Origin of the sequence: Streptomyces sp. NPDC093598, assembly GCF_044764825.1 — a bacterium.
In the GTDB taxonomy this organism is placed as follows: domain Bacteria; phylum Actinomycetota; class Actinomycetes; order Streptomycetales; family Streptomycetaceae; genus Streptomyces.
In genome coordinates, this window is the sequence record NZ_JBIWIV010000001.1 from 756,255 (window position 1) to 777,889 (window position 21,635).

18 protein-coding genes and 1 pseudogene are annotated in these 21,635 nt (G+C 73.4%); 13 read left to right on the forward strand and 6 right to left on the reverse strand.

Features of this window, described 5'->3' with window-relative positions; all coding sequences use genetic code 11:
* Positions 1–233: 233 nt before the first annotated feature.
* The 3 genes from ACIRDU_RS03545 (at position 234) to ACIRDU_RS03555 (ending at position 3,728) form a co-directional block, all read left to right on the forward strand.
* Positions 234–848 (forward strand): toxin-antitoxin system, toxin component family protein, encoded by a 615-nt coding sequence (locus ACIRDU_RS03545; protein WP_403573824.1) that lies wholly within the window; start codon positions 234–236, stop codon positions 846–848.
* Positions 842–2,071, forward strand: a complete 1,230-nt coding sequence (locus ACIRDU_RS03550) for a DUF6545 domain-containing protein (protein WP_403573827.1) — start codon at positions 842–844, stop codon at positions 2,069–2,071. Before ACIRDU_RS03545 ends, ACIRDU_RS03550 begins: the two co-directional genes overlap by 7 nt.
* Positions 2,072–2,327: 256 nt before the next feature.
* A complete protein-coding gene (locus ACIRDU_RS03555) occupies positions 2,328–3,728 on the forward strand; it encodes an FAD-dependent oxidoreductase (protein WP_403573829.1) in 1,401 nt (466 codons plus the stop codon).
* A gap of 86 nt (positions 3,729–3,814) precedes the next feature.
* Here ACIRDU_RS03555 and ACIRDU_RS03560 read toward each other — a convergent pair whose 3' ends face one another.
* The 4 genes from ACIRDU_RS03560 to ACIRDU_RS03575 form a co-directional block, all read right to left on the reverse strand.
* Positions 3,815–4,663, reverse strand: a complete 849-nt coding sequence (locus tag ACIRDU_RS03560; RefSeq protein WP_403573832.1) for an SMP-30/gluconolactonase/LRE family protein — start codon at positions 4,661–4,663, stop codon at positions 3,815–3,817.
* On the reverse strand, positions 4,660–5,433 hold the full coding sequence (locus ACIRDU_RS03565; RefSeq protein ID WP_403573835.1) for an IclR family transcriptional regulator: 774 nt from the start codon (positions 5,431–5,433) through the stop codon (positions 4,660–4,662). The genes ACIRDU_RS03560 and ACIRDU_RS03565 overlap by 4 nt, the downstream gene beginning before the upstream one ends.
* A 333-nt stretch (positions 5,434–5,766) precedes the next feature.
* Positions 5,767–7,011 (reverse strand): helix-turn-helix domain-containing protein, encoded by a 1,245-nt coding sequence (locus ACIRDU_RS03570; RefSeq protein WP_403573838.1) that lies wholly within the window; start codon positions 7,009–7,011, stop codon positions 5,767–5,769.
* Between the two features lie 2 nt (positions 7,012–7,013).
* Entirely contained in the window at positions 7,014–7,166 is a 153-nt protein-coding gene (locus ACIRDU_RS03575; RefSeq protein ID WP_403573841.1) for a hypothetical protein, read from the reverse strand.
* A gap of 214 nt (positions 7,167–7,380) precedes the next feature.
* Between ACIRDU_RS03575 and ACIRDU_RS03580 the strand changes: the two genes are divergently transcribed.
* The 10 genes from ACIRDU_RS03580 to ACIRDU_RS03625 all read left to right on the forward strand — a co-directional run bounded on the left by ACIRDU_RS03580 (position 7,381) and on the right by ACIRDU_RS03625 (position 19,191).
* On the forward strand, positions 7,381–8,385 hold the full coding sequence (locus ACIRDU_RS03580) for a DUF3068 domain-containing protein (protein ID WP_403573844.1): 1,005 nt from the start codon (positions 7,381–7,383) through the stop codon (positions 8,383–8,385).
* A 221-nt stretch (positions 8,386–8,606) separates the two neighbouring features.
* Positions 8,607–9,758, forward strand: a complete 1,152-nt coding sequence (locus tag ACIRDU_RS03585; RefSeq protein WP_403573846.1) for a glycosyltransferase family 4 protein — start codon at positions 8,607–8,609, stop codon at positions 9,756–9,758.
* A complete protein-coding gene (locus tag ACIRDU_RS03590; RefSeq protein WP_403573849.1) occupies positions 9,755–10,540 on the forward strand; it encodes a class I SAM-dependent methyltransferase in 786 nt (261 codons plus the stop codon). Before ACIRDU_RS03585 ends, ACIRDU_RS03590 begins: the two co-directional genes overlap by 4 nt.
* Positions 10,537–14,670, forward strand: a complete 4,134-nt coding sequence (locus tag ACIRDU_RS03595; RefSeq protein WP_403573852.1) for an alpha-(1->3)-arabinofuranosyltransferase family protein — start codon at positions 10,537–10,539, stop codon at positions 14,668–14,670. Before ACIRDU_RS03590 ends, ACIRDU_RS03595 begins: the two co-directional genes overlap by 4 nt.
* Positions 14,667–15,914 (forward strand): condensation protein, encoded by a 1,248-nt coding sequence (locus ACIRDU_RS03600; protein WP_403573855.1) that lies wholly within the window; start codon positions 14,667–14,669, stop codon positions 15,912–15,914. Before ACIRDU_RS03595 ends, ACIRDU_RS03600 begins: the two co-directional genes overlap by 4 nt.
* A complete protein-coding gene (locus ACIRDU_RS03605) occupies positions 15,911–16,654 on the forward strand; it encodes a class I SAM-dependent methyltransferase (protein ID WP_403573857.1) in 744 nt (247 codons plus the stop codon). Before ACIRDU_RS03600 ends, ACIRDU_RS03605 begins: the two co-directional genes overlap by 4 nt.
* 15 nt (positions 16,655–16,669) lie before the next feature.
* Complete coding sequence (locus tag ACIRDU_RS03610) at positions 16,670–17,575, forward strand: hypothetical protein (RefSeq protein WP_403575130.1); 906 nt, start codon at positions 16,670–16,672, stop codon at positions 17,573–17,575.
* Positions 17,572–17,793 carry a Trm112 family protein gene (locus ACIRDU_RS03615; RefSeq protein ID WP_053672201.1) on the forward strand — a complete coding sequence of 74 codons (222 nt, stop codon included), beginning with the start codon at positions 17,572–17,574 and terminating at the stop codon, positions 17,791–17,793. Before ACIRDU_RS03610 ends, ACIRDU_RS03615 begins: the two co-directional genes overlap by 4 nt.
* Positions 17,790–18,617: an FkbM family methyltransferase gene (locus ACIRDU_RS03620; protein WP_403573860.1), complete on the forward strand. Its 828-nt coding sequence runs from the start codon at positions 17,790–17,792 to the stop codon at positions 18,615–18,617. Before ACIRDU_RS03615 ends, ACIRDU_RS03620 begins: the two co-directional genes overlap by 4 nt.
* The gene (locus ACIRDU_RS03625) at positions 18,583–19,191 is read left to right on the forward strand and encodes a hypothetical protein (protein WP_403573863.1); all 609 of its coding nucleotides are present in this window, start codon (positions 18,583–18,585) and stop codon (positions 19,189–19,191) included. The genes ACIRDU_RS03620 and ACIRDU_RS03625 overlap by 35 nt, the downstream gene beginning before the upstream one ends.
* On the opposite strand, the pseudogene ACIRDU_RS03630 reads toward ACIRDU_RS03625, so the two are convergent.
* Positions 19,172–20,564, reverse strand: a pseudogene (locus tag ACIRDU_RS03630) (MFS transporter). The gene ACIRDU_RS03625 and the pseudogene ACIRDU_RS03630 sit on opposite strands and share 20 nt — an antisense overlap.
* A 56-nt stretch (positions 20,565–20,620) precedes the next feature.
* The gene (locus ACIRDU_RS03635) at positions 20,621–21,499 is read right to left on the reverse strand and encodes a RimK family alpha-L-glutamate ligase (RefSeq protein ID WP_403573866.1); all 879 of its coding nucleotides are present in this window, start codon (positions 21,497–21,499) and stop codon (positions 20,621–20,623) included.
* Positions 21,500–21,635 lie beyond the last annotated feature (136 nt).

Sequence of the window (21,635 nt, forward strand, 5' to 3'; positions counted from 1 at the left end):
ATCGATGACCAGTGCCGTTCGGTATTTCGGATGCCGCTCGTTACTTCGAACGGGACCGTAAGTTCGAAGCGCTTGCGCGTCAATGGTCCGGCCCATTTCGGTGGGGACATTCAGGTCGACAACGGTCGTTCCGCGTTGAACATCGGACACCGGACCGCATGACGCGCACACTTTCGGGCGCGTAGTCTCGGACGCGCCGGCAGGCCGTCGGCCGGCGGTGAGAAGGGGGATCGATGGACATCGCGGGCGCGCGGATGAGAGCCGCCCGAGTCGCCGCCGCACTCAGGCGCTCGCGCACGGGATCCGCCATGCGCGCCCTGGCCGCCGAGCTCGCCACCGCGGTCCGGAAGAGACCGGAGCACCCCACCGACGTACGGTCGTTGTGCCGGGCGCTGTGCGAGGAGATGAGCACGCGACGCGGCGGACGGCCCATCCAGCTGCGGTTCGAGCGCTTCCCCGACGAGATCGAAGTGACCGGCCTGTGGGTGGAGTTCCAGGACTTCGACCTGGTCATCGTCGAGGAACGGGCCGAGGCCGTGCAGCAGTTGGTCATCCTGGGCCACGAGCTGTGGCATCTGCACGCGGGACACGGGCATCACCAGAAGGCGGGTGCGGCGGCGGCCCACGCGTTCGCCGACCGGCCGGGGTGGGACGATGCCGCGCTGGCGATGGCCGCCCGCAACGGCTCCCGGGAACGGGACGAGGCCGATGCCGATGCCTTCGGACATCGCCTGGCGGCGGGGTGCCGGGCGCTGCTGCCGGGCGGGCGCGGGCCGGACGCACCCCTCGAACCCGTGCAGCGGTCGCTGGGCTACCGGGGGCCGCGAGGAGGTGCGGCACCGTGGTGACGGTGGCGCTGACCCCGGCCGAGTTCGTCAACCAGTTCTATCCGAACTTCTGGTGGATCCCCGCGGGGGTCCTGGCCGCGGCCCTGGCCATCAAGCTGCCGAGCATCATCCGGCTCTGGAAGGACCCGATGCTGCGCGCGGTCGGCGGGCTGCTGCTGCTCGCCTGCGCGGTGTTCGTGTTCGTGGCGCCGTCGACGATCGCCCGGGTCAACCGGCTCACCGGGGTGGCGAACTTCTCCGGCCCCTGGGTCTACTCGCTGCTCACCGCGTTCTGCGCCTTCTGCCTGCTGCTGATCATCTCCTGGCGCAACGGCCTGTCCGACCGCTCGGAGCGCACCCGGCGCGCGATGCGCGGGGTCGTGGCGGTCTATTCGGGTGTGATCGTCGCGATGTGGGTGCTGTTCGCTCTCGCGGACGTGCCGGAGGAGCGGCTGCGCGATCTCGACACGTACTACGCCAACACCCCGTACATGCGCGAAGTGATCGTGCTCTACCTGCTCGCGCACACGGTGGCCGCGCTGGTCACCAACGGGCTGATCTGGAACTGGGTCCGCACGGACGGGCTCGACTCGCTGCTGCGCTGGGGGCTGAAGTTCCTCGGCGTCGGCTACGCGGCGCAGTTGCTCTTCGACGCCGCCAAGATCAGCGCCGTGGTGGCCCGTTGGGCCGGGCGGAACGTGGACTGGCTGAGCACGGCCGTCGCCCCGCCGCTCGCCTGCCTGTCCGCCGTGCTCATCGCGGTCGGCTTCATCCTCCCGCACGCCGGACAGTACCTGCACGGCCGCTGGCACGTCCGGCTCGCCCACCACGAACTGCGGCCGCTCTACCTGCTGATGAGGACGGTCAACGGCACCGGGGTCCCGTTCCTGCTGCGCGCGACGCCGGAACTGCGACTGGTCCGCCGGGAGACGTTCATCCGCGACGTGCTGCTGCCGCTGGCCCGGCACATCGACGAGGACCGGCGCGAGCGGTTCCACGACGCCGCCCTCGCCCTCGGCCACCCGCCCGACCTGGCGAAGGCACTCGCCGCCACCGCGGCGATCCTGGACGCGACCGACGCCAGGAACCGGACACGGGAGGACGACGGCACCGGCGCCCGTGACACCACGGACCTGCTGCGCGAGATCGGCGCCGTGTCCCGGGTCCTGCGCCGCACGGAGGACCTCCGGGCGATCCGCGCCCTGGCGCGTGACCACACGGACGGCAAGTCGCTCACCGGCTGACCACGCCCCGGGGTCGCCCGCAGCGGCCACGGGTGCCGCATCCGGCCGCGGCCGGTGCCCGTCGGATGGCACGGACGAGACCCGCACGGGGGCCGTGCACGGTACGTGAAGGTACGGTGAGAGCCGTCCGGGGCGAGTGCGGTATGGCTCGAAACCGGTGCCGGCGCACGGGTGTTGTGCGCCGCTCGGCGCTGGCCGGACGACGGGGAATGCCCTCAGGGCGGAGGAGCCTTCATGGCTGAGTGCGGGGAGTCGCATGTCGCGTAGAGCTGTCGTCATCGGTGCGGGTCTGGCCGGCATGCTGGCCGCGGCGGCCCTGTCCGCCGTCGCGGACGAGGTGGTCGTGCTCGACCGCGACGATCTGCCCGAGGGGCCGGAGCACCGCAAGGGCCTGCCGCAGGGACGTCACGCGCATCTCCTCATGGCCGGCGGTCTGGCCCCCATGGAGGACCTCGTGCCGGGCGTGAGCATGCGCAAGCACCTGCTCGCCGCCGGTGCGCACGAGATTCCGCTCGGCTCGGGCATGGTCGCCCTCACGCCCGAGGGCTGGTTCCGGCGCTGGCGTCACCCCGGCCCGCGGATGCTGACCTGCACCCGGGCACTGCTCGACTGGGCGGTGCGGGGCGCTGTGCTGGACAACACCGGGGTGGTGATCCGCAAGGCGCGGGTACTGGAGCTGACGGGGTCGCGGCAGCGGGTGACCGGGGTACGCCTCTCGACCGCCGCCGGGGAGGAGGACCTCGCCGCCGACTTCGTGGTGGACGCGAGCGGACGTGGCTCGCGGATCGTGACCTGGCTGGCCCGGCTGGGCGTCGACGACGTGCGCGAGAAGACGGTGGACGCCGGCCTGGTGAACGCCACCCGGCTCTACCGCACTCCCGAGGGGGCCGGGCGTTTCCCCCTGACCATGGTGCAGGCCGATCCGTATCAGGGACGGCCCGGCCGCAGCGGCATGGTGCTGCCGATCGAGGGCGACCGCTGGATGGTCAGCCTCGCCGGCACGCGGGGCGGCGGCGAACCGCCGTCCGACCCGGACGCGTTCCTCCGGTACACCCTGGACCTGCCCGACCCCATCGTGGGCCGGCTGATCTCCGGCGCGGAACCGCTCACCGAGGTCCATGTCAGCCGCAGCACCAGCAATCACCGCCGGTACCTGGAGAGGATCCGCTCCTGGCCCGACCGCCTCGTCGTCCTCGGTGACGCGCTGGCCACGTTCAATCCCGCCTACGGACAGGGCATGTCGGTGGCCGCGCTGGGCGCCCGGGAGCTGGACCGCGAGCTGCGGCGGTCCGGCCTCGGCGAGCCCGGGCTCGCCCGGCGTGTGCAGCGGCGGGCGGCCAGGCCGGTGGAGGCCGCGTGGACGATGGCCGTGAGCCAGGACGTCTGGTACCCCGGGACGCGCGGGGGCTCGCCCGGGGTCGCCGACCGTCTGGTCACCGCCTACACCCGCCGCATGATCCGCACGGCGACCGGCTCGTACACGGCGGCGTCGGCGGTCTGGGACGTGATGAGCATGACGACGCGGCCGACGCGGCTGCTACGGCCCTCGACGGTGCTGGCGACGCTGAGCGGGCCGCCGTTGCCGGCGGCGGTGGGGGCGCCGCTGACGGAGGACGAGCGGGCGGTCCTGCGGCGGCTGGACCGGACGGGACGCTGAGACAGGGGCGTTCCGGTCGGGTCCGCGCCCCCGTCCGCGTACTCACGTGTGCAGGTGTCCCGGGACCCGGTCGCCCCTGTCCCCCGTCAGCCGGCGAACGCGGGCTGTGCCAGTCCCTTGCCCGCCCCGGGCACCACGAACAGGGAACCCGCCAGCGCGGGCGGCTCGGTCAGCCCCGTACGGGCCGTGGTGATGTACAGGTCGGTCAGCCCGGCCCCGCCGAACGCGCAGGCCGTCACCAGCGGCACGGGCAGCTCGATCACCCGGTCCAGCTCACCGTCGGGCGTGTACCGCCGCACCGCCGACCCCTGCCACAGGGCGACCCACACACACCCCTCGGCATCCACGGTCAGCCCGTCCGGGAAGCCCGCGCTCTCCTCGATCTCGGCGAGGGTCCGCCGTCCGGAGATCCGTCCGTCCGCGTGGTCGAAGACGTCGACCCGCCGGGTCGGGGAGTCGATGTAGTACACGAGTCGCCCGTCGGGGCTCCACCCCGTGCCGTTGCTGACGGCCACGTCGCCGAGCACGACATCGACCGTGCCGTCCCCGGTGACGCGGGACAGCGTGCCGCCCCCCGGTGCCTCGTCGTAGCGCATCGTGCCCGCCCACAGCGCGCCGTCGGGCGCGACCGCGGCGTCGTTGGCGCGGCGGCCGGGGACCGGCTCGTGGTGGAGCCAGCGGAAGCCGCCGTCCGGGTCGAGCAGGCCGATCCCGTCGCGCAGGTTCAGCACCAGCCCGCCGCCGGCGCGCGGCTTGACGGCTCCGATGTGCTGTTCCGTGCGGCGGACCGTGCGGCGCCCGGTGGCCGGGTCGTAGGTGTGCAGGCGGGAGCCAAGGATGTCGATCCAGAGGAGCCGGCCGGCCGCCGCGTCCCAGGTGGGTCCCTCGCCGAGCTCGGCCTCGGCACGCACCGCGACCTCGCACGGCGTCGTCATGCCAGGCTCCGGTGACCGAGGTGCTCGGACAGCTCGGCGGCGCCCTTGGCGGCGAGCTGCTCCAGCTCGGCCCGGCGCTCCTCGCTCCACCGGATCATGGGCACGGAGATCGACAGGGCGGCGACGACCTGCCCGGTGCGGTCGCGGACCGGCGCGGCCACGCAGGAGACGTCCGGGTTGGACTCGCGGTTCTCGACGGCGAGGCCCCGCTCACGGATTTCGGCCAGGGCCTCGCGCAGGGCGCCCGGGTCGGTGATGCTGTTGGGGGTCATCGCGACCAGCCGGGCGCTGTCCGGGATGCGCGCGGTGAGCTCCGGCTCCGGAAGGGAGGCCAGCAGCATCTTGCCGACGGAGGTGCAGTGCGCGGGCAGCCTGCGGCCGGCCGCCGACACCATCCGCACGGCGTGCGTGGAGTCGACCTTGGCGATGTAGATGACGTCCGTGTCCTCGAGGATCGCCACGTGCACGGTCTCGTCGCAGGTCTCGGCGACGGACCGGGCGACCTGCTGCCCCTCGGCCGCGAGGTCGAGCTGCTCGGAGTAGCGGGCACCGAGCTGGTACGGGCGTACGCCGAGCCGGTAGCGTCCGGGCTGACCGGGCATCGGGACGATGTACTTCCGGGCGGCGAGCGTGGTCACCAGCTCGTGCACGGTGGTGCGCGGCAGCTGGAGCTTGCGCACGATGTCGGGGGCGGAGAGCGTCCCGTCCCCGTCGAGAAAGAGCTCGAGAATGTCGAGAGCCCGGGTCACGGCTGGTACGAGGCGTCCCACGACCGGCCCCCTCCCTAATATGTCTCAGGCGCCTGCGTTCGAGATTTCAACAGGCGATCGGCATGACGAACACAGGCTAGCCATAGAGGTATGTCCGGGCAATGGGCAGACGCCCGCATCACCGGGTTCCGCCTGCTCCTCTTCACGGGCATGGGGAGCGGCCGCGGCAGCGCCGAGCCCGTTTCATCCGCAGCGTCGACGACGCCGTGCACCGCCTCCACACCTCGGTGGTGGTCGACCTGGACGCTCCCGCCCCCGGGCGCCCGGCGGCGAAGGAGCGGGCCGCGGTGTGACACCGGGCGGTGGTGACCGGCGCCGGGGGGGCCGGGCTGGTCACCGCCGCCCCCGCATCACCCCCAGCTCCCCGCGCAGCCGCTGCGCCCGCAGTACCAGTTCCAGTTCGAAGCGGCGGTCGGGGTCGTCGATCTCGTCGCCCCACAGTTCGCGGATCTGGCGCAGGCGGTAGCGGACCGTCTGGGGGTGGACCCCGAGGCGGGTGGCGACCTCCGGGGCGCCGCCGCGGGTCTCCAGCCAGGCCAGGAGGGTCTCGGCGAGGCGGCGGCCGTGGGTGGGGCCGCAGTGGGTCAGGGGGGCCAGGCATCGCAGGGCCAGGTCGTCGATGAGTTCCTCGGGCTGGAGGAGGACCAGGGCCTCGGTGTGTTCGGTGCAGTAGAGGACCTCGCCGGAGGGGAGGAGGCCCCGTTCCATCAGGCGGACCGCCGCCTCCGCCCAGCGCAGGGACTTGGCCGCTTCGGTGAGCGGGACCGGCGGGCCGATCGCGCCGGACCAGCCGGCCAGGGCCCGGTGCATGAGCTCGGAGCGGCCCGCCGCGTCCGGCTCGGGCACGACCATGCGGGGCTGCTCGTACTCCATGTCGAGCAGGACGCCCTGGCCGACCGCGGGGGCCATCGCCTCGCGGGCCGGGCGCAGCAGGACGCCGACCGCGACCTTCGCCGGTAAGGGCCAGCCGATCCGGGCGGCGCGTTCGGCCAGGGCCTCGGCGGGGTCGCCGCGGTGGTGCTCGGCGAGGAGCAGCTCCATGAGGCGGCGTTGCAGGCGCAGGCGTTCGCCGGCCTGGCGGGCCGCGGCCTCGGCGTAGCCGCGTACGGACTGGTCGACCAGGCCGTCGAGGTACTCGTAGCCCGCGTCGACGAGCTCGTACATCGCCGGGGGCGGGATCTCCACTCGCTGGCCGATGTCGGCGAAGCGGCGCCAGGCCAGGCGTACGCCCATGCGGTAGATGGCCTGGAGGGAGTCGAGGGAGCGGCCGTTCAGGCCCTCGCCGCGGCCGAAGTCCTGGAAGACGCCGGGCGGGACGGTCGGGCGTCCCTCCGAGTGCTCCAGGTGCTGCACGAAGACCTCGATGGCGCGGCGGATGCCGACCAGGGCCATCGGCTCGCCGGAGTCGTCGAGGACGACGGGCAGATGCGGGTACTCGCGCTGGATCTCGCAGAGGATCTCCTCGGCGAGCGCGGGCGCCTCGGCCATGGCGATCGCGGCGAACCGGCGCACCTGGAAGCGCGGCACGTCGTGCCAGGCCGAGCGCGTCGTGAGGGCTGCGCTGCGGGCGGCCGTCACGGTCAACTCCCCTGGCCGTCTTGCTCGTACGTGATCAAGGGGGTGTTCGGCTGGTCGGGTGTGGCCTGAAGCAGCGCGACCACGCCCAGCGCGGCGCCCACGGCGAGGGCGGCGGCGAGCGCGACGGTCAGCGCGGCAGCGAGCAGTCTGGACATCGCAGGGTCAGCCTCTCTGTCCGGATTCGTCCGGAGATCGTCCGGAGGTTTCCCCACCTCGGCGTCCCGTCCCTGCCTGTCGCGCCCAGTCTCGACAAGCATTGACACCCCGTCAAGAGCCGCCTACGGTTCCCGGCCCAGCCGCACGCGCACATCTCGCCGCCGTGCCGGTCCTCTCGTACGTCGAGCCGTCCCAAGCCACTGGAGTGCCCGGATGCGCCGTACAACCTCTCCCTTTTCCCTGGTCCTGCTGGGTCTCGGCACGTTCCTGCTGGTGCTGGCGCCCCTGCTCGCCTGGTACGTGGAGCCGCGTGCCGCGGTGAACCCGATCGACATCGACACCACCGCCGTCTACACCGGCCGGGGCAGCGTCTTCGACACTGACCGGATCGAGACGGTGCCCGACCGGAAGATCACCGTGACCCAGCGGGTGCGGGGCAACGTCGAGGACAGCGAACGCAGCGGCAACGCCGTCTGGGACGTGACGACCACGGTCGACACCGACAAGTCGCTGCCGGCCGCCGACCCGCACGACGCCCTGGACTTCGTGCCGCACCGCTGGGTGATGGACCGGAAGACCACTCGGCCGGTGCACTGCTGCGGGGAGAAGCCGTACATCGAGGGCGAGGCGTATCTGAAGTTCCCCTTCGACGTGCAGAAACGCTCCTACCAGTGGTGGGACAACACCCTCGGCGACACGGTCGTGCTGCGCTATCGGGGCACCGCGAAGGTCCAGGGCTACACGGGCTACAAGTTCACCGGCTCCGTGCCGCCGACGAAGACCGGCACCCGCATGGTGCCCGGCAGCCTCGTCGACCAGCCGAACCGGCCGCAGGTACTGGCCGAGGAGTGGTACTCCAACCACGGTTTCGAACTGGTCGTGGACCAGGCGACGGGCCGTGTGATCTACGCGCAGACCGGCCCGAAGCGGACCCTGCGGGCGCCGGACGGGAAGAAGGACGCGGCGGTGCTGCTGGACAGCCGGAAGGTCTCGTTCACGACCGCGACGCAGAAGGAAGCGGTGCGGCAGGCCAAGCGGGACAGCGGGCAACTGCGCATGGTGGGCACGACACTGCCGATCGGGGCGGCGGTGGGGGGCTTCGTGCTCGCGGTGGTGGGTGGCGTTCTCGTGGCGCGTGGGCGGAAGGAGCCGGAGAGCCCCGTTCCGTCCGATACATCGGATACATCCGGTACGCCCCAGCCCACCCTCACGATGTGATGTGACGTCAGCTCCAACAAAGCCGGAAATTGTCACGCCGGTGAGTAGCCGTGGCGAACGTCCGGGCGAAAACTGTCCAACCCCACCCGAGCACATCCCGTCCACACCCCCCTCCCAGGAAGAGCTCAGGCACCCCACAGACCGACCCCCTGTGACGAACCCACCCCCACGTTTTCCCCACGCTGAGTTCCGCACCCCAACACGAGTTGGAGCACCCACCCATGCCCCAGCACGTACCGTCCCGGCTGCGCGCCGCGCTCCCCAGCGCGCCGCAGCACCTTCCGGCGCTCCCCCCACAACCGCGCCGGATCGTTTTTCTCGCCCATCGTGATCTGGACAACCCCTCCGCCGGCGGCTCCGAGCTGCTGGTCGACAAGCTCGCCGACGGGCTGACCAGGCTGGGTCACCAGGTGACCCTGCTGTGCGGAGGGCCCGCTGCCTTCCGTGACTACCGGGTCGTGTCCGCGGGCGGCCCCTATGGGCACTATCTGCGCGCCCGGTCGGCCTTCACCCGGCAGGTCGGTGACTGTGATCTGCTGGTCGAGGTGTGCAACGGCATGCCCTACCTGGCGCCGCTGTGGCACCGGGGACCGACGCTGTGTCTGGTCAACCATGTCCACACGGACCTGTGGACCATGCGCTTCGGCGGGCCGCTGGCCCCGGCGGCGCGGATCGGCCGAAGACTCGAACACTGGGCGCTGACCGGGGCGCAGCAGCGGGGCCTGCTCGTCGCCGTGTCCTCCTCCACCGCGCACGCGCTGCGGGCGATCGGCGTCGAGCGGGACCGGATCCGGGTCGTGCACAACGGAGTCGAGGAGCCGGGGCCGAGGGCCGAGCGCTCACCGGAGCCGTTGTTCGTCGCCGTCGGGCGGCTCGTCGAGTACAAGCGGATCGACCTGCTGCTGCGGCTGTGGGAGCGGGTGCGGCCGGTGACCGGCGGGCGGCTGGTGATCGTCGGGGACGGGCCCGAGCGGGACCGTCTGGAGCAACTGGCCGGACCCGGCGTCGAGTTCACCGGCCATGTGCCGGAGGCCGAGAAACACCGGCTGCTGTGTGCGGCCTGGCTGCTGCTGCACCCGTCCGCCGTGGAGGGGTGGGGGCTGGTCGTGACGGAGGCCGCGGCCCGCGAGACGCCTGCCGTCGCCTTCGACGTGCCGGGGCTCAAGGACTCCGTGGTCGACGGTGAGACCGGGATCCTCGCACGGGGCGAGTCCTCCTTCGCCGCGGCATGGTGCGCGTTGGCTCTCTCCGGGCGACGGCGGGAGTTGATGGGGAAGGCGGCGCGGGAGCGGGCTGCGCAGTTCCGGTGGGACCGGACGGTGCGGCAGTTCAGGGCTGTTGCCGCGGAGGCGGTGAGGGGCTGGGGCCCGTGAAGCCGCCCACGCGCCCACGCGGCGGAGCCGCACATGTCGCAGCCCCGCGCCCCTCCGGACACGACCCCTCGATCCGGCGCTCCCTCGCCCTGTTCCGCGCCTTCCTCCACGAGCAGGACGACCCCGAGGCCTGCTACTCGCTGCTCGCCCGCGACGCCGTCGACCAGGTCGAGGCCTACGACGGGCCGGTCGCCGGGCGTACCGTGCTCGACGTCGGTGGCGGCAGCGGGTACTTCACCGAGGAGTTCCGGCGCCGCGGGGCGCACGCGTTCCTCTTCGAGCCCGACATGGCCGAACTCGGCGAGAAGCCACCCGAGTCGGCCGTCGTCGCCGACGGGTACCTGCTGCCTCTGAGGGACGGCGTCGCGGACGTCACCTTCTCCTCCAACGTGCTGGAGCACGTGGCGGACCCCGAGACGTTCCTCAGCGAGCTGGCCCGGGTGACGCGGCCCGGCGGGCTGATCTACGTGTCGTTCACCAACTGGCTGTCGCCGTGGGGCGGGCACGAGTGGGCCCCGTGGCACTGGTTCGGTGCCGAGCGGGCGCGGGCCCGCTACCTGCGGCGGACCGGCAGGCCCGCCAAGCACACGCTCGGCGAGAACCTGTTCGCCGTGCACATCGGCTCCACCCTGCGGCAGGTGCGTGCCCGGGACGACGTCACGGTCGTCTCGGCGCGCTCCCGCTACTGGCCGTTCCTCGCGGAGGCCGTCGTCAAGGCGCCCGGCATCCGCGAGTTCGCCACCTGGAACCTCCTCCTCATTCTGCGGCGGTGCCCTACATGACAACCACGGTCCAGGCTCCTCCCCCGGCAGCCGTCCCCACCACCGCGACCACCGCGGGCCCGCCCGACGGCCCGCGGTCGCGGCGCTGGCTGCTGGGTTTCTGGGCCGTGGTGTTCGTGCTGTTCCTCGCGGTGCAGCCGGGGCGGCAGACCTTCGACACCAAGCTCGGTGTCACGGTCGATCCGGGGCAGTTCCTGGCCGACCTGGGGCAGTTGTGGCACGACCGGTCCGGGTTCGGCGGGATCCAGGACCAGTACGTCGGCTATCTGTGGCCGATGCTGCCGTTCTACTGGCTGTGCGACCTCGTACGGCTGCCGGTGTGGCTGGCGGAGCGGCTCTGGCTGTCGCTGATCGTGTCCGTCGCCTTCTGGGGGGCGTTGCGGCTGGCGGAGCGGCTGCGGGTGGGGAGCGGGGCCTCCCGGCTGCCGGCCGCGGTGGCGTACGCGCTGTGGCCGGTGTTCACGACCGTGATCGGGTCGACGTCCGCCGCGGCGCTGCCGGGGGCGTTCCTGCCGTGGGTGCTGCTGCCGCTGACGAACGAGCGGTACGCCGCCCGGGTCGCGGCCCTGCGGTCGGCGCTGCTCGTGCCGTTCATGGGCGGGGTGAACGCGTCGGCGACGCTCGCGTCCCTGCTGCCGGTCGGGCTGTATCTGCTGTCCCGGCCGCCGGGGCCGCGGCAGCGCAAGCTGATCGCCTGGTGGGCGCCGGCCGTGATCGTGGTGACGGCCTGGTGGTGGGTGCCGCTGCTGCTGCTCGGCGTCTACGGCGAGAACTTCCTCCCCTATATAGAGACCGCGCAGACGACCACGGACACCATGTCGGCGACCGAGGCGCTGCGCGGCGCCGGGAACTGGGTCGCCTATCTGCACCTCGGTGACGCGTGGCTGCCGGCCGGCTGGGCCGTGGCCTCCTGCGTCCTCGTGATCGTGTGCTCGGCGCTCGCGGCCGGACTCGGGCTCGCCGGACTCGCCCGGCGGGACCTGCCCGAGCGGCGGTGGCTGGTGCTGACGGTGCTCGTGGCGGCGCTGGTGCTGCTCGCCGGGTACGGCGGGGCGTTCGGGGCGCCGTTCCACGGGGTCGTGCAGGGCTGGCTGGACGGGTGGCTGTCGCCGTTCCGGAACATCTACAAGTTCCAGACGGGCCTGGCGCTGGCGCTCGTGCTGGGTCTGGCGCATCTGGTGGGTGTGGCCGCCGAGCCGCGCGGGGCCCGGCAGGTACGCGGCCGGCGCTTCGCCCCGCTGGTCGCGGCCGTGCTGATCCTGCCCGGGCTGCTGTGGCCGTACCTCAACGGCTCGATCCTCAACCCGGGTTCGTTCCAGAAGCTGCCCACCTACTGGCAGGCCACGGCCGACTGGCTGGAGAAGTACTCGCCCGACTCGCGTGCCCTGGTCGTCCCGGCGACCGCGCACGGCGTCTACACCTGGGGCTCCCCCATCGACCAGCCGCTCGACGTGCTCGCCGAGTCGCGGTGGGCGCAGCGCGACTACGTGCCGTTCGGCACGCCCGGCAACCGGCGCGCGATGGACGCCGTCGAGCAGGCACTGATGTCCGGCGCCGAAGTCCCGGGTCTGGCCGACTACTTGAGCCGGGCCGGGCTGTACTACGTCGTCGTACGCAACGACCTCGATCCCGACCAGATCGGTTATGTGCCCACCACGACCGTCAAGCGCACCCTCGAGCAGTCGGGGTACGAGCGGGTGACGGGGCTCGGGCCGGTGATGACCGGCGGCCGGATCGCGCAGGACGCGCCGCTCCAGGTGGAGGGACTGTACCCGCGGCAGCGGGCCGTGGAGATCTACCGGCCGACGGGGGACGACGTGATCCGGCCCGGGCAGGCAGGGCTCGCCCCGGTCGCCGACACGGCCGTGGTGTCCGGCGGGCCGGAGGCGCTGCTGCCGCTGGCGGAGCGGCTGCGCGGGCGGGCGACCGTCCTGACCGGCGACAACCACCCGGGGCTCGGCACCCCTGCCGTGCAGGTGGTGGGTGACGGGCTGCGGCGGGCGGACACCCGGTTCGGGCTGGTCAACGCCGGTACCTCGTACACGTACACGCGCGACGAGCGCAACGCGCCGGACGCCCAGCAGGACCCGGGCGAGAAGCCGCGCCAGATCCTGCCCTCCGAGGGCGCCGCTCACCAGACGGTGGCCGAACTGCGCGGCGCCCGCTCCGTGACGGCGTCCTCGTACGGCAACTGGCTCTTCCATCTCCCGCAGTACGACCCGGTGAACGCCTTCGACGGCAACCCGGACACCGCGTGGGCGGAGGGCGCGCCGGACACACCGGACGGGCAGTGGCTGCGCATCGGCTTCACCGGCCCCTTCGACATGCCGTCCTCCTTCAAGGTCACGCCGCTGCCGCAGGAGAGCGTGCGGGCGGCCGCGACGAAGGTGCGGGTGGAGACCGAGAAGGGCGCGAAGACCAGCTTCCTGCAGCCCAACGGCACGACCCAGCGGATCAAGGCGCCCGAGGGCGCGACGCGGTGGATGAAGCTGACGATCGTGGACTCCGTGGAGCGCCGGGCCGGTCTGACCGGCGCGGGCTTCTCCGAGATCGACCTGCCGGACGTGCGGGTGACCCGGCTGCTGCGGCTCCCGGCGGACGCCGAGGACGCCACCGCGGCCGCGACCGTCGTCTCCCTGCACCGCGCCTCCGACCCGACGGGCCTCTCCGCGACCGGCACCGAGGCGGGCCTGCACCGCCGCTTCACGACCCCGGCCGCCGGGACGTACGAGGTGAAGGCGAGCGCGGTGCCGGTGCCGGGCGAGGAACTCGACGAGTTGCTCTACGAGGTCGCACCCGAGCAGCAGGCCCGGATCGTGGCCACCGCCGACTCCACGGCGCGCCTCGGCGCGGGCCTCGCGGCACGCAACCTCACCGACGGCGACCTGACGACAGCGTGGATCGCGGGCGACCGGCCGACGATCCACCTGCGCTGGCCGGGCAAGCAGCCGGTCGGCGAACTGGTCCTGGCCCCCGCCGGCGGGCTGTCCGCCCGGGCCTCCGAGGTGCACATCAGCTCCCCGGACGGCGCGGCCATCGCCGGCGTCGACGAGAACGGCTGGGTCCGCTTCCCGCCGATCACCACGGACCGGCTCGACATCACGATCACCGAGACCGCCCCGCTGACCCTGCACAACCCGGTCGCCGACGAGGACCTGCGCCTCCCGGTGGGCCTCACGGAGGCGTACCTCCCCTCCCTCGACCAGTACCGCACCCCGCATCCGGACGGCACCCGGACGTTCTCCCTGCCGTGCGGGAAGGGCCCGGACGTGGCACTGGACGGTGAGCTGTACCAGACGAGCGCCAAGGGCACCGTGCGGGATCTCGCGGAGCGCCGGGGCGTGGAAGTGACGCTCTGCCAGGACGGCCGGGGCGACGCCGAGGTGCGGCTCGCGTCGGGCGAGCACCGGCTGGAGGGCGGCGACGCCGGCCCGCTCGCGCTCACGGACGTGACCCTGACCCGCGGCACGGTCCCCGAGGCCGCGGCGGCCGGGCGGGACCTGCGGATCCGGGACTGGCTGGGCGACCGGCGCGAGCTGACGGTCGGCTCCGGCGCGGCCTCGTACCTCACGACCTACGAGAACTTCAACGACGGCTGGCGGGCCACCCTGAACGGCAAGGAGCTGACCCCGGTGCGGCTGGACGGCTGGCAGCAGGGCTGGCGGGTCCCGGCCGGGGCGGGCGGCGACGTCAAGCTGTCCTACGAACCGGCCACGACGTACGACGCCGCCCTGATCGGCAGCGGCGCCGGCATCGCGGTCCTGCTGGGCCTGGCACTGTGGCGCCGCCGCGCCCCCAACCCCGACGCGCCCCAGCCGGCCCCGCCGCTGCCCGGCCTGTGGCTCGGCGCGGTGGCGCTGACACTGGTCGGGGTGGTGATCGCGGGCTGGTTCGCGCTGCTGGTCCCGGCGCTGGCGCTGCTGGCCTCGCGACGGCACGCCCTGCTGGTTCCTCTCGCCTTCGCCGCCCTGGCCGGTGCGGGAGTCACCGCCGCGTTCGGCGCCGGGGAGCCGGTGGGCACGGGCGAGGGCGCGTTCGGGCATCTCGCCCAACTGCTGGCGCTGATCGGCCTGTTCGCAGCGCTGGTGAGCCTGCGCGAGCGCTCTCCGGCGAAGGGGGAAGCCGCATGACGACACCGGTACGCGTCCCGTTCCCGGTGGTGGACGAGGTGTCCCGGCACTGCCTCCAGGAAGAGGAGCCGGAGACGGTCCACATCGAGGTGCACCTCCCGGGCCCCCTCGACCAGGCGCGTCTGCGCAAGGCGTTCGTGGAGGCCCTGCACCGGCATCCGCGGATCCTGATGCGGGAGGCACGGGGCCCCTGGTACCGGCGGCGCTACGAGTGGGAGTTGACGCCGGAGCCGGATGTGGAGGTGGTGACCTTCACCCCGCCGGGCCCAAGAGCTCTGCGGGACGCCCGGGCCCGGGCCCTCGCGGACGCCCCGCCGTTGTCGATGTCCCCGCCGATCCGCCTGGAAGTGGTGGACTCGGTCCTCCTCCTCACCATCAACCACACCGCCCTGGACGGCCCGGCCTGCCTCCGCGTCCTGGCCACGGCCGCCGAGCTGTACGGCGGCCGGGACAACGCCCCGGCGGCGCCCCCGACCCGCCCCGCCGACCCCCGGCAAGAAGCCCCCGACACCCGGGCCGGCTGGTCACCTCCCGCGCGGGTCGCGCACGGCACGCCGGACCCCTCCCCCGGCAACGGCCTGCTCGTCACCGAACTCCCCCTCCCGCACCGCCCCGAGGGCTCCCCGTACACCGTCAACGACCAGCTGATGGTCACCACGGCCCTGACCATCGCCCACTGGAACAGGGAGCACGGCGTCCGCCCCCGCCCCCTGCGCATCACGATGCCCGTGGACGACCGCCCCCGCGACACCACGATGCCCATCGGCAACGGCACCCGCCTGGTGGAAGTCCCGTACGCGCCGCGGGAACTGGACGTCACCGACATGCCGGCCCTCCTGCGCCGCACCGGGGAGCGCACCCGCGCCCTGAAGTCCCTGCCCCGCCCCCAACTCGGCCACGGCGCCGCCCTCCTGACCGCCCCCTGGGCGCCCGTCACCGCCCGCGCCGCCCTCACCCGCACCCTGCGCAGGGCCGCCGCGCCCTGGACGTCGACGACCCTGCTCAGCAACATCGGCCGGATCCCCTACCCCCTGGACTTCGGGGAGGAGGCGGGCCGCGCGCACGCGGTCTGGTTCTCCGCCCCGGCCCGGATGCCACGGGGCCTGACCGTGACCACCGCCTCCACGGCCGGTCGCCTCCATCTGGCCCTGCGCTGGTCGAAGGCCCTGCTCAGCCACGGCGACGGCGCCCGCCTCCGCGACCTCTTCGAGCACTACCTGCACACCACGGAGGTGACCCCGTGACGACACCGACCACCACCGGACGCCCACCGCGCGACCTGCGCGACTTCTACGAGAACCCCGCCGTCCCGGTCGCCTCCGGCACCCCGCGCAGCCTCCGCCAGGCCCGCATGCTGGCCCGCGCCCTCGGACCCGCGACCCGGACCCCCCGGACCGTTCTCGACATCGGCTGCGGGGACGGCACCGCTGCCGCCACCGCCGCCCCGCTCCTGCCCGGCCACCGCGTGATCGGCGTCGACTGGTCCCAGGACGCCCTGCGCCGCGCCCGCACCCGCATCCCGTACGCGGTACGCGGCGAACTCACCGGCGGCGGACTGCCGTTCACGTCCGGGGCGGCCGACGCCGTGCTGTTCAGCGAGGTCATCGAGCACCTCGTCGACCCCGACGCGGCCCTCGACGAGATCCGCCGCATCCTGCGCCCCGGCGGGCATCTCATGCTGTCCACGCCGAACCTGGCCGCCTGGTACAACCGCGGCCTGCTGCTGGCCGGAGTGCAGCCCGTGTTCTCGGAGGTCAGCCTGCGCGGCATCCACGGCCGCCCGGGCAAGGAGGTCGTAGGGCATCTGCGGCTCTACACCGCCCGCGCGCTGAAGGAGTTCGTCGCCGCGTCCGGATTCACGGTGGAACGCCTCGAAGGGGCTCCCTTCCACGGCGTCCCGCGTCCGCTGCGCCCGCTGGACCGGCTGGCCTGCGCCCGCCCGCAGCTCGCGTCGATCCTGCTGCTGCACGCCAGGAGGACGTAGCCGATGTGGTGGGGAGTGGCCGCGGCCCTGCTGGCGAACACCCTGTACAGCCTCGGGTTCGTGCTGGAGAAGCGGGCGCTCACCTCTCTCCCCGAGGTGAGCATCCGGCAACCGGCCCGGCTGCTGCGCCTCGTCCTCGGCAGCCCCCTGTGGATCGGCGGTTCCCTGGCCCTGGCCGCCGGTTTCGCCGCGCAGCTCGTCGTCTACCGCACCCTGCCGATCGCCGCCGCCCAGGGCATCTTCGTCTCCGGCCTGGTGCTGCTCGTGCTGCTGTCGGCGCGGCTGCTCGGGGAGGAGACGTCCGGCCGGGAGCGGTACGCGCTGGGCGCGATCCTGCTGGCGCTGCTGATGGTGGTGCTCTCGCTGCGCGAGGGCGCCGACACCGTCAGCCAGGACGCCCCCTACCAGCTGATCCTGCTGGTGTGCGTGCCCTCGCTGGCGGCCGGGGTGTGGCTGTACGCCTCCGCCGAGCGGCGCACCCGCAACCGGCACCGGCGCCCGACGACCGGCGTCGAGTACGGCGTGGCCGTGGGCCTGCTGTACGGCGTCAGCTCGCTGGCCATCAAGGGCGTCTCCAGCCACCTGACGACCCACGGCATCGGCGGCGCCGTCCTGGACCTGCTGAGCTCCCCGTATCCCTATCTGCTGCTGTTCACCGGTGTGTTCGGCCTGGTGATGTCGCAGGCGGCGCTGCAACGCTGCCGGGCCTCGCTGATCGTGCCGGTGTGCACGACCGTGACGTCCCTGTTCACGGCGGTGCTCGGCACGCTGTCGTTCGGCGAGGCCCTGCCGGACGAGCCGCTGCGGCTCGCGCTGCGGGTGGCGGGCACGGCCCTGGCGGTGGCCGTGCTGCTGACCATGCCGAAGCACGACACCGCTCCCCAACCCTCCCCACCCGCCAAGGAGCTGGCATCCCCATGAAGCCCGACGACCCGCTGCTGAAGATCCTGGCGTGCCCGATCGACAAGGGCCCGCTGCATCTGCTGGCCGAGGAGGCCGGGCGGGAGGAGGCGCTGTACAACCCGCGCCTGCACCGCCGTTACCCGATCACCGACGGCATTCCGCAGTTGCTGCCGTCCTCGGGCGAGCAGGTGCCGGACGACGAGCACGAGGAACTCCTCAAGAGGATGGCACCGTGACCAGCCTGGCAGCCCGCCTCGCCCCCCTTCTGCCCACCCGCCTGGTGGCCGCGACGGCCCGGGCGCTCTACCCCCGGTTCGAACCGGAGCTGGCCCGGCTCGCCGAGCTGTGCCCGCCGGACTGCGGCACGGCGGTGGACGTCGGCGGCTGGTACGGGCCCTGGACGCACCGCCTGGCCGGTCTCGCCGAGCAGGTCGTGACGGTCGAGCCGGTGCCCCATCTGGCCCGGCTGCTGGCCGCCGCGGCCCCGCCGAACGTCCGCGTGATCCGGGCGGCGGCCTCGGACCGGCCGGGCATCGCGCGTCTGTGGCTGCCGTCGGACGACTCGGGCGACCGGGGTGTGTCCTCGCTGGTGCGGCGCGACATCCACGCCCGCGCGCTGGACGTTCCCTGCGTCACGCTGGACGACCTGGGCCTGCGCGACGTCGGCTTCATCAAGATCGACGTGGACGGCAACGAGCCGGCGGTGCTGCGCGGCGCGACGGGCCTGCTGGCCCGCGACCGGCCGGCCCTGTTCGTGGAGCTGGAGTCCCGCATCCAGCCGATCGCGCCGGTGGTGACCTATCTGTCCCTGCTGGGCTACGACGGCTGGGTGCTGCCCGGCGACACGTGGGTGCCGCTGGCAGGGTTCCCCCTGGAGACCCACCAGGCGGACGCCTCCTATGTCGTCTCCCACGGCCTGCTCCGCCGGGTCCTGCCCTCCTCCCTCCTCAGAGGCCCGCGCTACGTCAACTCCGTCCTGTTCCTGCCCGACGGCCGCCGCCCCGGCAGGACCCCCGTGGGCGACGATGGGTCCCATGCCCTCCGGAAAGCACCCCGCTAGTCCCTTCACCCCGCTCGACTTCCAGCTGGTGCTGCTGCGCCGCATGGCCGACCACAATCCCGGCCTGGTGGAGGACGCCCGCCATGAGCTGGGCGTGTCGATCGCGGACATGCGTGAGGCCAACCGGCGGTGGCAGGCGATGGTCCGCTCCCCGCGCTCCCGCGCGCCCCTGTCCCGCTATCGTCAGGTCCTGGGCGAACCCGAGTCGCGTACGCCCCGCCGGATCGGCGATCTCGACTGCGAGGCCTGGCTCTGGCCGGTGCCTTACTGGCCCGGCCTGCGGTTCGAGGTGCTGACCGCCCCGAACCGCGCAGTGTGGAACGAGTGGCTGGTCCGCGCCCCGGGCGCGAAGGGCCCCGAACTGCGCACCCTCGACGATCTCACCCCCTGGTCCTGCACGGTCGACGAGGCGGCCCGCGCCTTCGCCCCGGCCCGCCCCCTGGAGGGCACGGCACCGACCCGGTGGGGGCTGGCGTTCACCGCGCCCGACGCCGAGGGCGTCCGGCGGGAGGCCGTCGCGGAGTTCACGTGGGGGCTGGTGCAGCGGGTGGCCGTCACCGGCGCTCAGGTCTGAGGGGGGTCTTCGCCGGTACGCACCACCAGGCGAGGACCGCCGCCGTCAGATAGGCGAGCGCGCCGATGCCCATGCTGGTCCGGATCCCGGTGCCGTAGGTCGCGGCGGAGGCGAGCAGGCTGCCGCCGAGCGCGACGCCGGTGGCGCTGCCGACCTGACGGGTGGTGTTGAACAGGGCGGAGGCGGCCCCCGAGTAGGCCGGGGGCGCGGCGCCCATCACGGTGGCCGTCGAGCCGGTGAGGGCGAAGGACGTGCCGAAGCCCGCGGCCATCATCGGGAGCACCAGGAGCCCGTAGGCGGGTTCGGCCCCCGCCGCGGCCCAGCCGGCCAGGCCCAGCGCGGCCAGGAGCATGCCCGAGATCACCAGCGGGCGGTCGCCGGTACGGCGGGTCAGCCGGCCGGACAGGACCGAGGCGAACATGGTCATCGCCACCGCCGGGAACAGCGCGAGCCCGGTACCGAGGGCGCTGTAGCCGCGCTGGTGCTGGAACTCCAGGCCGGCGGTGAACACCATGCCGTAGAAGCCGAAGTTGAACAGCAGGCCGATGACGGCTCCGCCGCCCAGGGCGCGGGAGCGCAGCAGGCCGAGCGGGAGGGCCGGGGACCGGGCCAGCCGCTCGCGCAGGGCGAAGGCCGCGGCGGCCAGGACGGCCAGACCGAGACCGGCGAGCACGGCCGGGTCGGACCAGCCGCGCCGTCCGGCCTCGTTGAGCGCCGCGGTCAGCAGGGCCACCGCCGCTACGACGGCGACCTGCGCGGGCAGGTCCAGGGCCCGGTCGGCGCGCCGGGGCGAGCGGGCCACGTGCCGCAGCGTCAGCACCAGGCAGGCCGCGCCGACGGGCAGGTTGATGAGGAACACCCAGCGCCAGCCCACCGTGGAGACGAGCAGCCCGCCCAGCAGCGGCCCGGCGGAGGCGGCGATGCCCGCCATCGACCCCCACAGCCCGAAGGCCCGCGACCGTACGTCCGGCTCCGGGTAGGCCTGCTGGAGCAGGGCCAGCGAACCGGGCACGATCAGCGCCGCGCCGAGTCCCTCCACCAGCCGGGCCACCACCAGGAAGGGGGCGCCGGGCGCGAGCGCGCAGGCCGCCGAGGACACGGTGAACACCGCCACGCCCCAGCAGAACACCCGCCGGTTGCCCAGCCGGTCCCCCAGCGCCCCGCCCGTCAGCAGGAACCCGGCGAGGACCAGCGTGTACCCGTCGGTGATCCACTGGATCCCGGTGAGCGAGGCCGACAACTCCCGCCGACCACCGGCACGGCGACGTTGATGACCGTCACGCCAGGATCACCATGAAGTACCCGGCGCACACCGCCAGCAGCGGGGCCCAGGACCGTCGCGCGGGCTCCGGGGCCGGATCGGGGGAGGGCATGGCCCTACCAGTACACCAAAAGCCTCACCGAGGGACGTATGCCCCACCCGTCGTGGTCAGCCGGCGGCGGCCAGCACCGCCCGCACGACCCGCGGCACGGAGTCCGGGTGCAGATCGAGGAACAGGTTCGGCTCGATCAGCTCCAGCTCCATCACGCACGGCTCGCCGTCCGGCCCGGTGACCAGGTCCACGCGCGCGTACAGCAGCTCCGCGCCCCCGGGCACGGCGGCCAGCGCCCGTTCGGCGACGGCCAGTTCGGCGACCGTCGGCTCCCAGCGGCGCAGGTCGGGGTGGGCGACCTTGTCGGCGTCGTACGGCGTGCCCGGCGCGAGGACGGCGCCCTTGACGCTCGCGTGCAGCAGGCGTCCGCCGAAGAACTGCAGGGCCCGCTCGCCGTACGTGTCGATGCTGCTCAGATAGGGCTGCACCATGACGGTGAACCCCTCGGCGTGCATGCGCTCGACCTGCCGTACGGCGGCGTCCCGCTCCCCGGCCGGGTAGCGGGCGGCGTACCGGGCGCCGGCCCCGGAGGCGGGCTTCACGACGTACTCGCGGTCGGCCGGCAGGTCGACGGGGTCGCCGGGCGCGAAGTACCGGGTGGGCACGGCGGGCACTCCGGCCCCGGCGAGCTGCCCGAGGTAGCGCTTGTCGGCGTTCCACCGCACGACAGCGGCCGGATTGGCGAGCCGCGTCACCTTCCCGCACCGCTCGGCCCACGCCGTGAACTCCCCGGCGCGCCAGCTGTAGTCCCAGGTGGAACGGATGAGGACGAGATCGAAGGCGGCCCAGTCGACCGCGGGATCGTCCCAGTGGACGGCGACGGCTTCGGCCCCGCCCTCCCGCAGCGCGTCCACCAGCACCGGCAGGTCCCGGTCCTTGTGCTCCTCGCCGCGGGGGTCGTAGGTGACGACGGCGATGCGCGGGGTGCCGGCCACGGCGACTCCATCCTGTACGGACGATCGACTCGATGTCCGTCGCAGGCTAACAATCGCGTCCGGAACCACGACACCCCGTTTGACCTTCACCTTCGGTGAAGCCCCAGCATCGGTGGCGGAACGGACGAGCCCGGGG

Coding starts and splice junctions, on each gene's coding strand:
- ACIRDU_RS03545 (WP_403573824.1), top strand. CDS start 234: ATGGACATCGCGGGCGCGCGGATGAGAGCCGCCCGAGTCGCCGCCGCA.
- ACIRDU_RS03555 (WP_403573829.1), top strand. CDS start 2,328: ATGTCGCGTAGAGCTGTCGTCATCGGTGCGGGTCTGGCCGGCATGCTG.
- ACIRDU_RS03560 (WP_403573832.1), bottom strand. CDS start 4,663: ATGACGACGCCGTGCGAGGTCGCGGTGCGTGCCGAGGCCGAGCTCGGC.
- ACIRDU_RS03575 (WP_403573841.1), bottom strand. CDS start 7,166: ATGTCCAGACTGCTCGCTGCCGCGCTGACCGTCGCGCTCGCCGCCGCC.
- ACIRDU_RS03580 (WP_403573844.1), top strand. CDS start 7,381: ATGCGCCGTACAACCTCTCCCTTTTCCCTGGTCCTGCTGGGTCTCGGC.
- ACIRDU_RS03585 (WP_403573846.1), top strand. CDS start 8,607: ATGCCCCAGCACGTACCGTCCCGGCTGCGCGCCGCGCTCCCCAGCGCG.
- ACIRDU_RS03595 (WP_403573852.1), top strand. CDS start 10,537: ATGACAACCACGGTCCAGGCTCCTCCCCCGGCAGCCGTCCCCACCACC.
- ACIRDU_RS03600 (WP_403573855.1), top strand. CDS start 14,667: ATGACGACACCGGTACGCGTCCCGTTCCCGGTGGTGGACGAGGTGTCC.
- ACIRDU_RS03615 (WP_053672201.1), top strand. CDS start 17,572: ATGAAGCCCGACGACCCGCTGCTGAAGATCCTGGCGTGCCCGATCGAC.
- ACIRDU_RS03625 (WP_403573863.1), top strand. CDS start 18,583: ATGGGTCCCATGCCCTCCGGAAAGCACCCCGCTAGTCCCTTCACCCCG.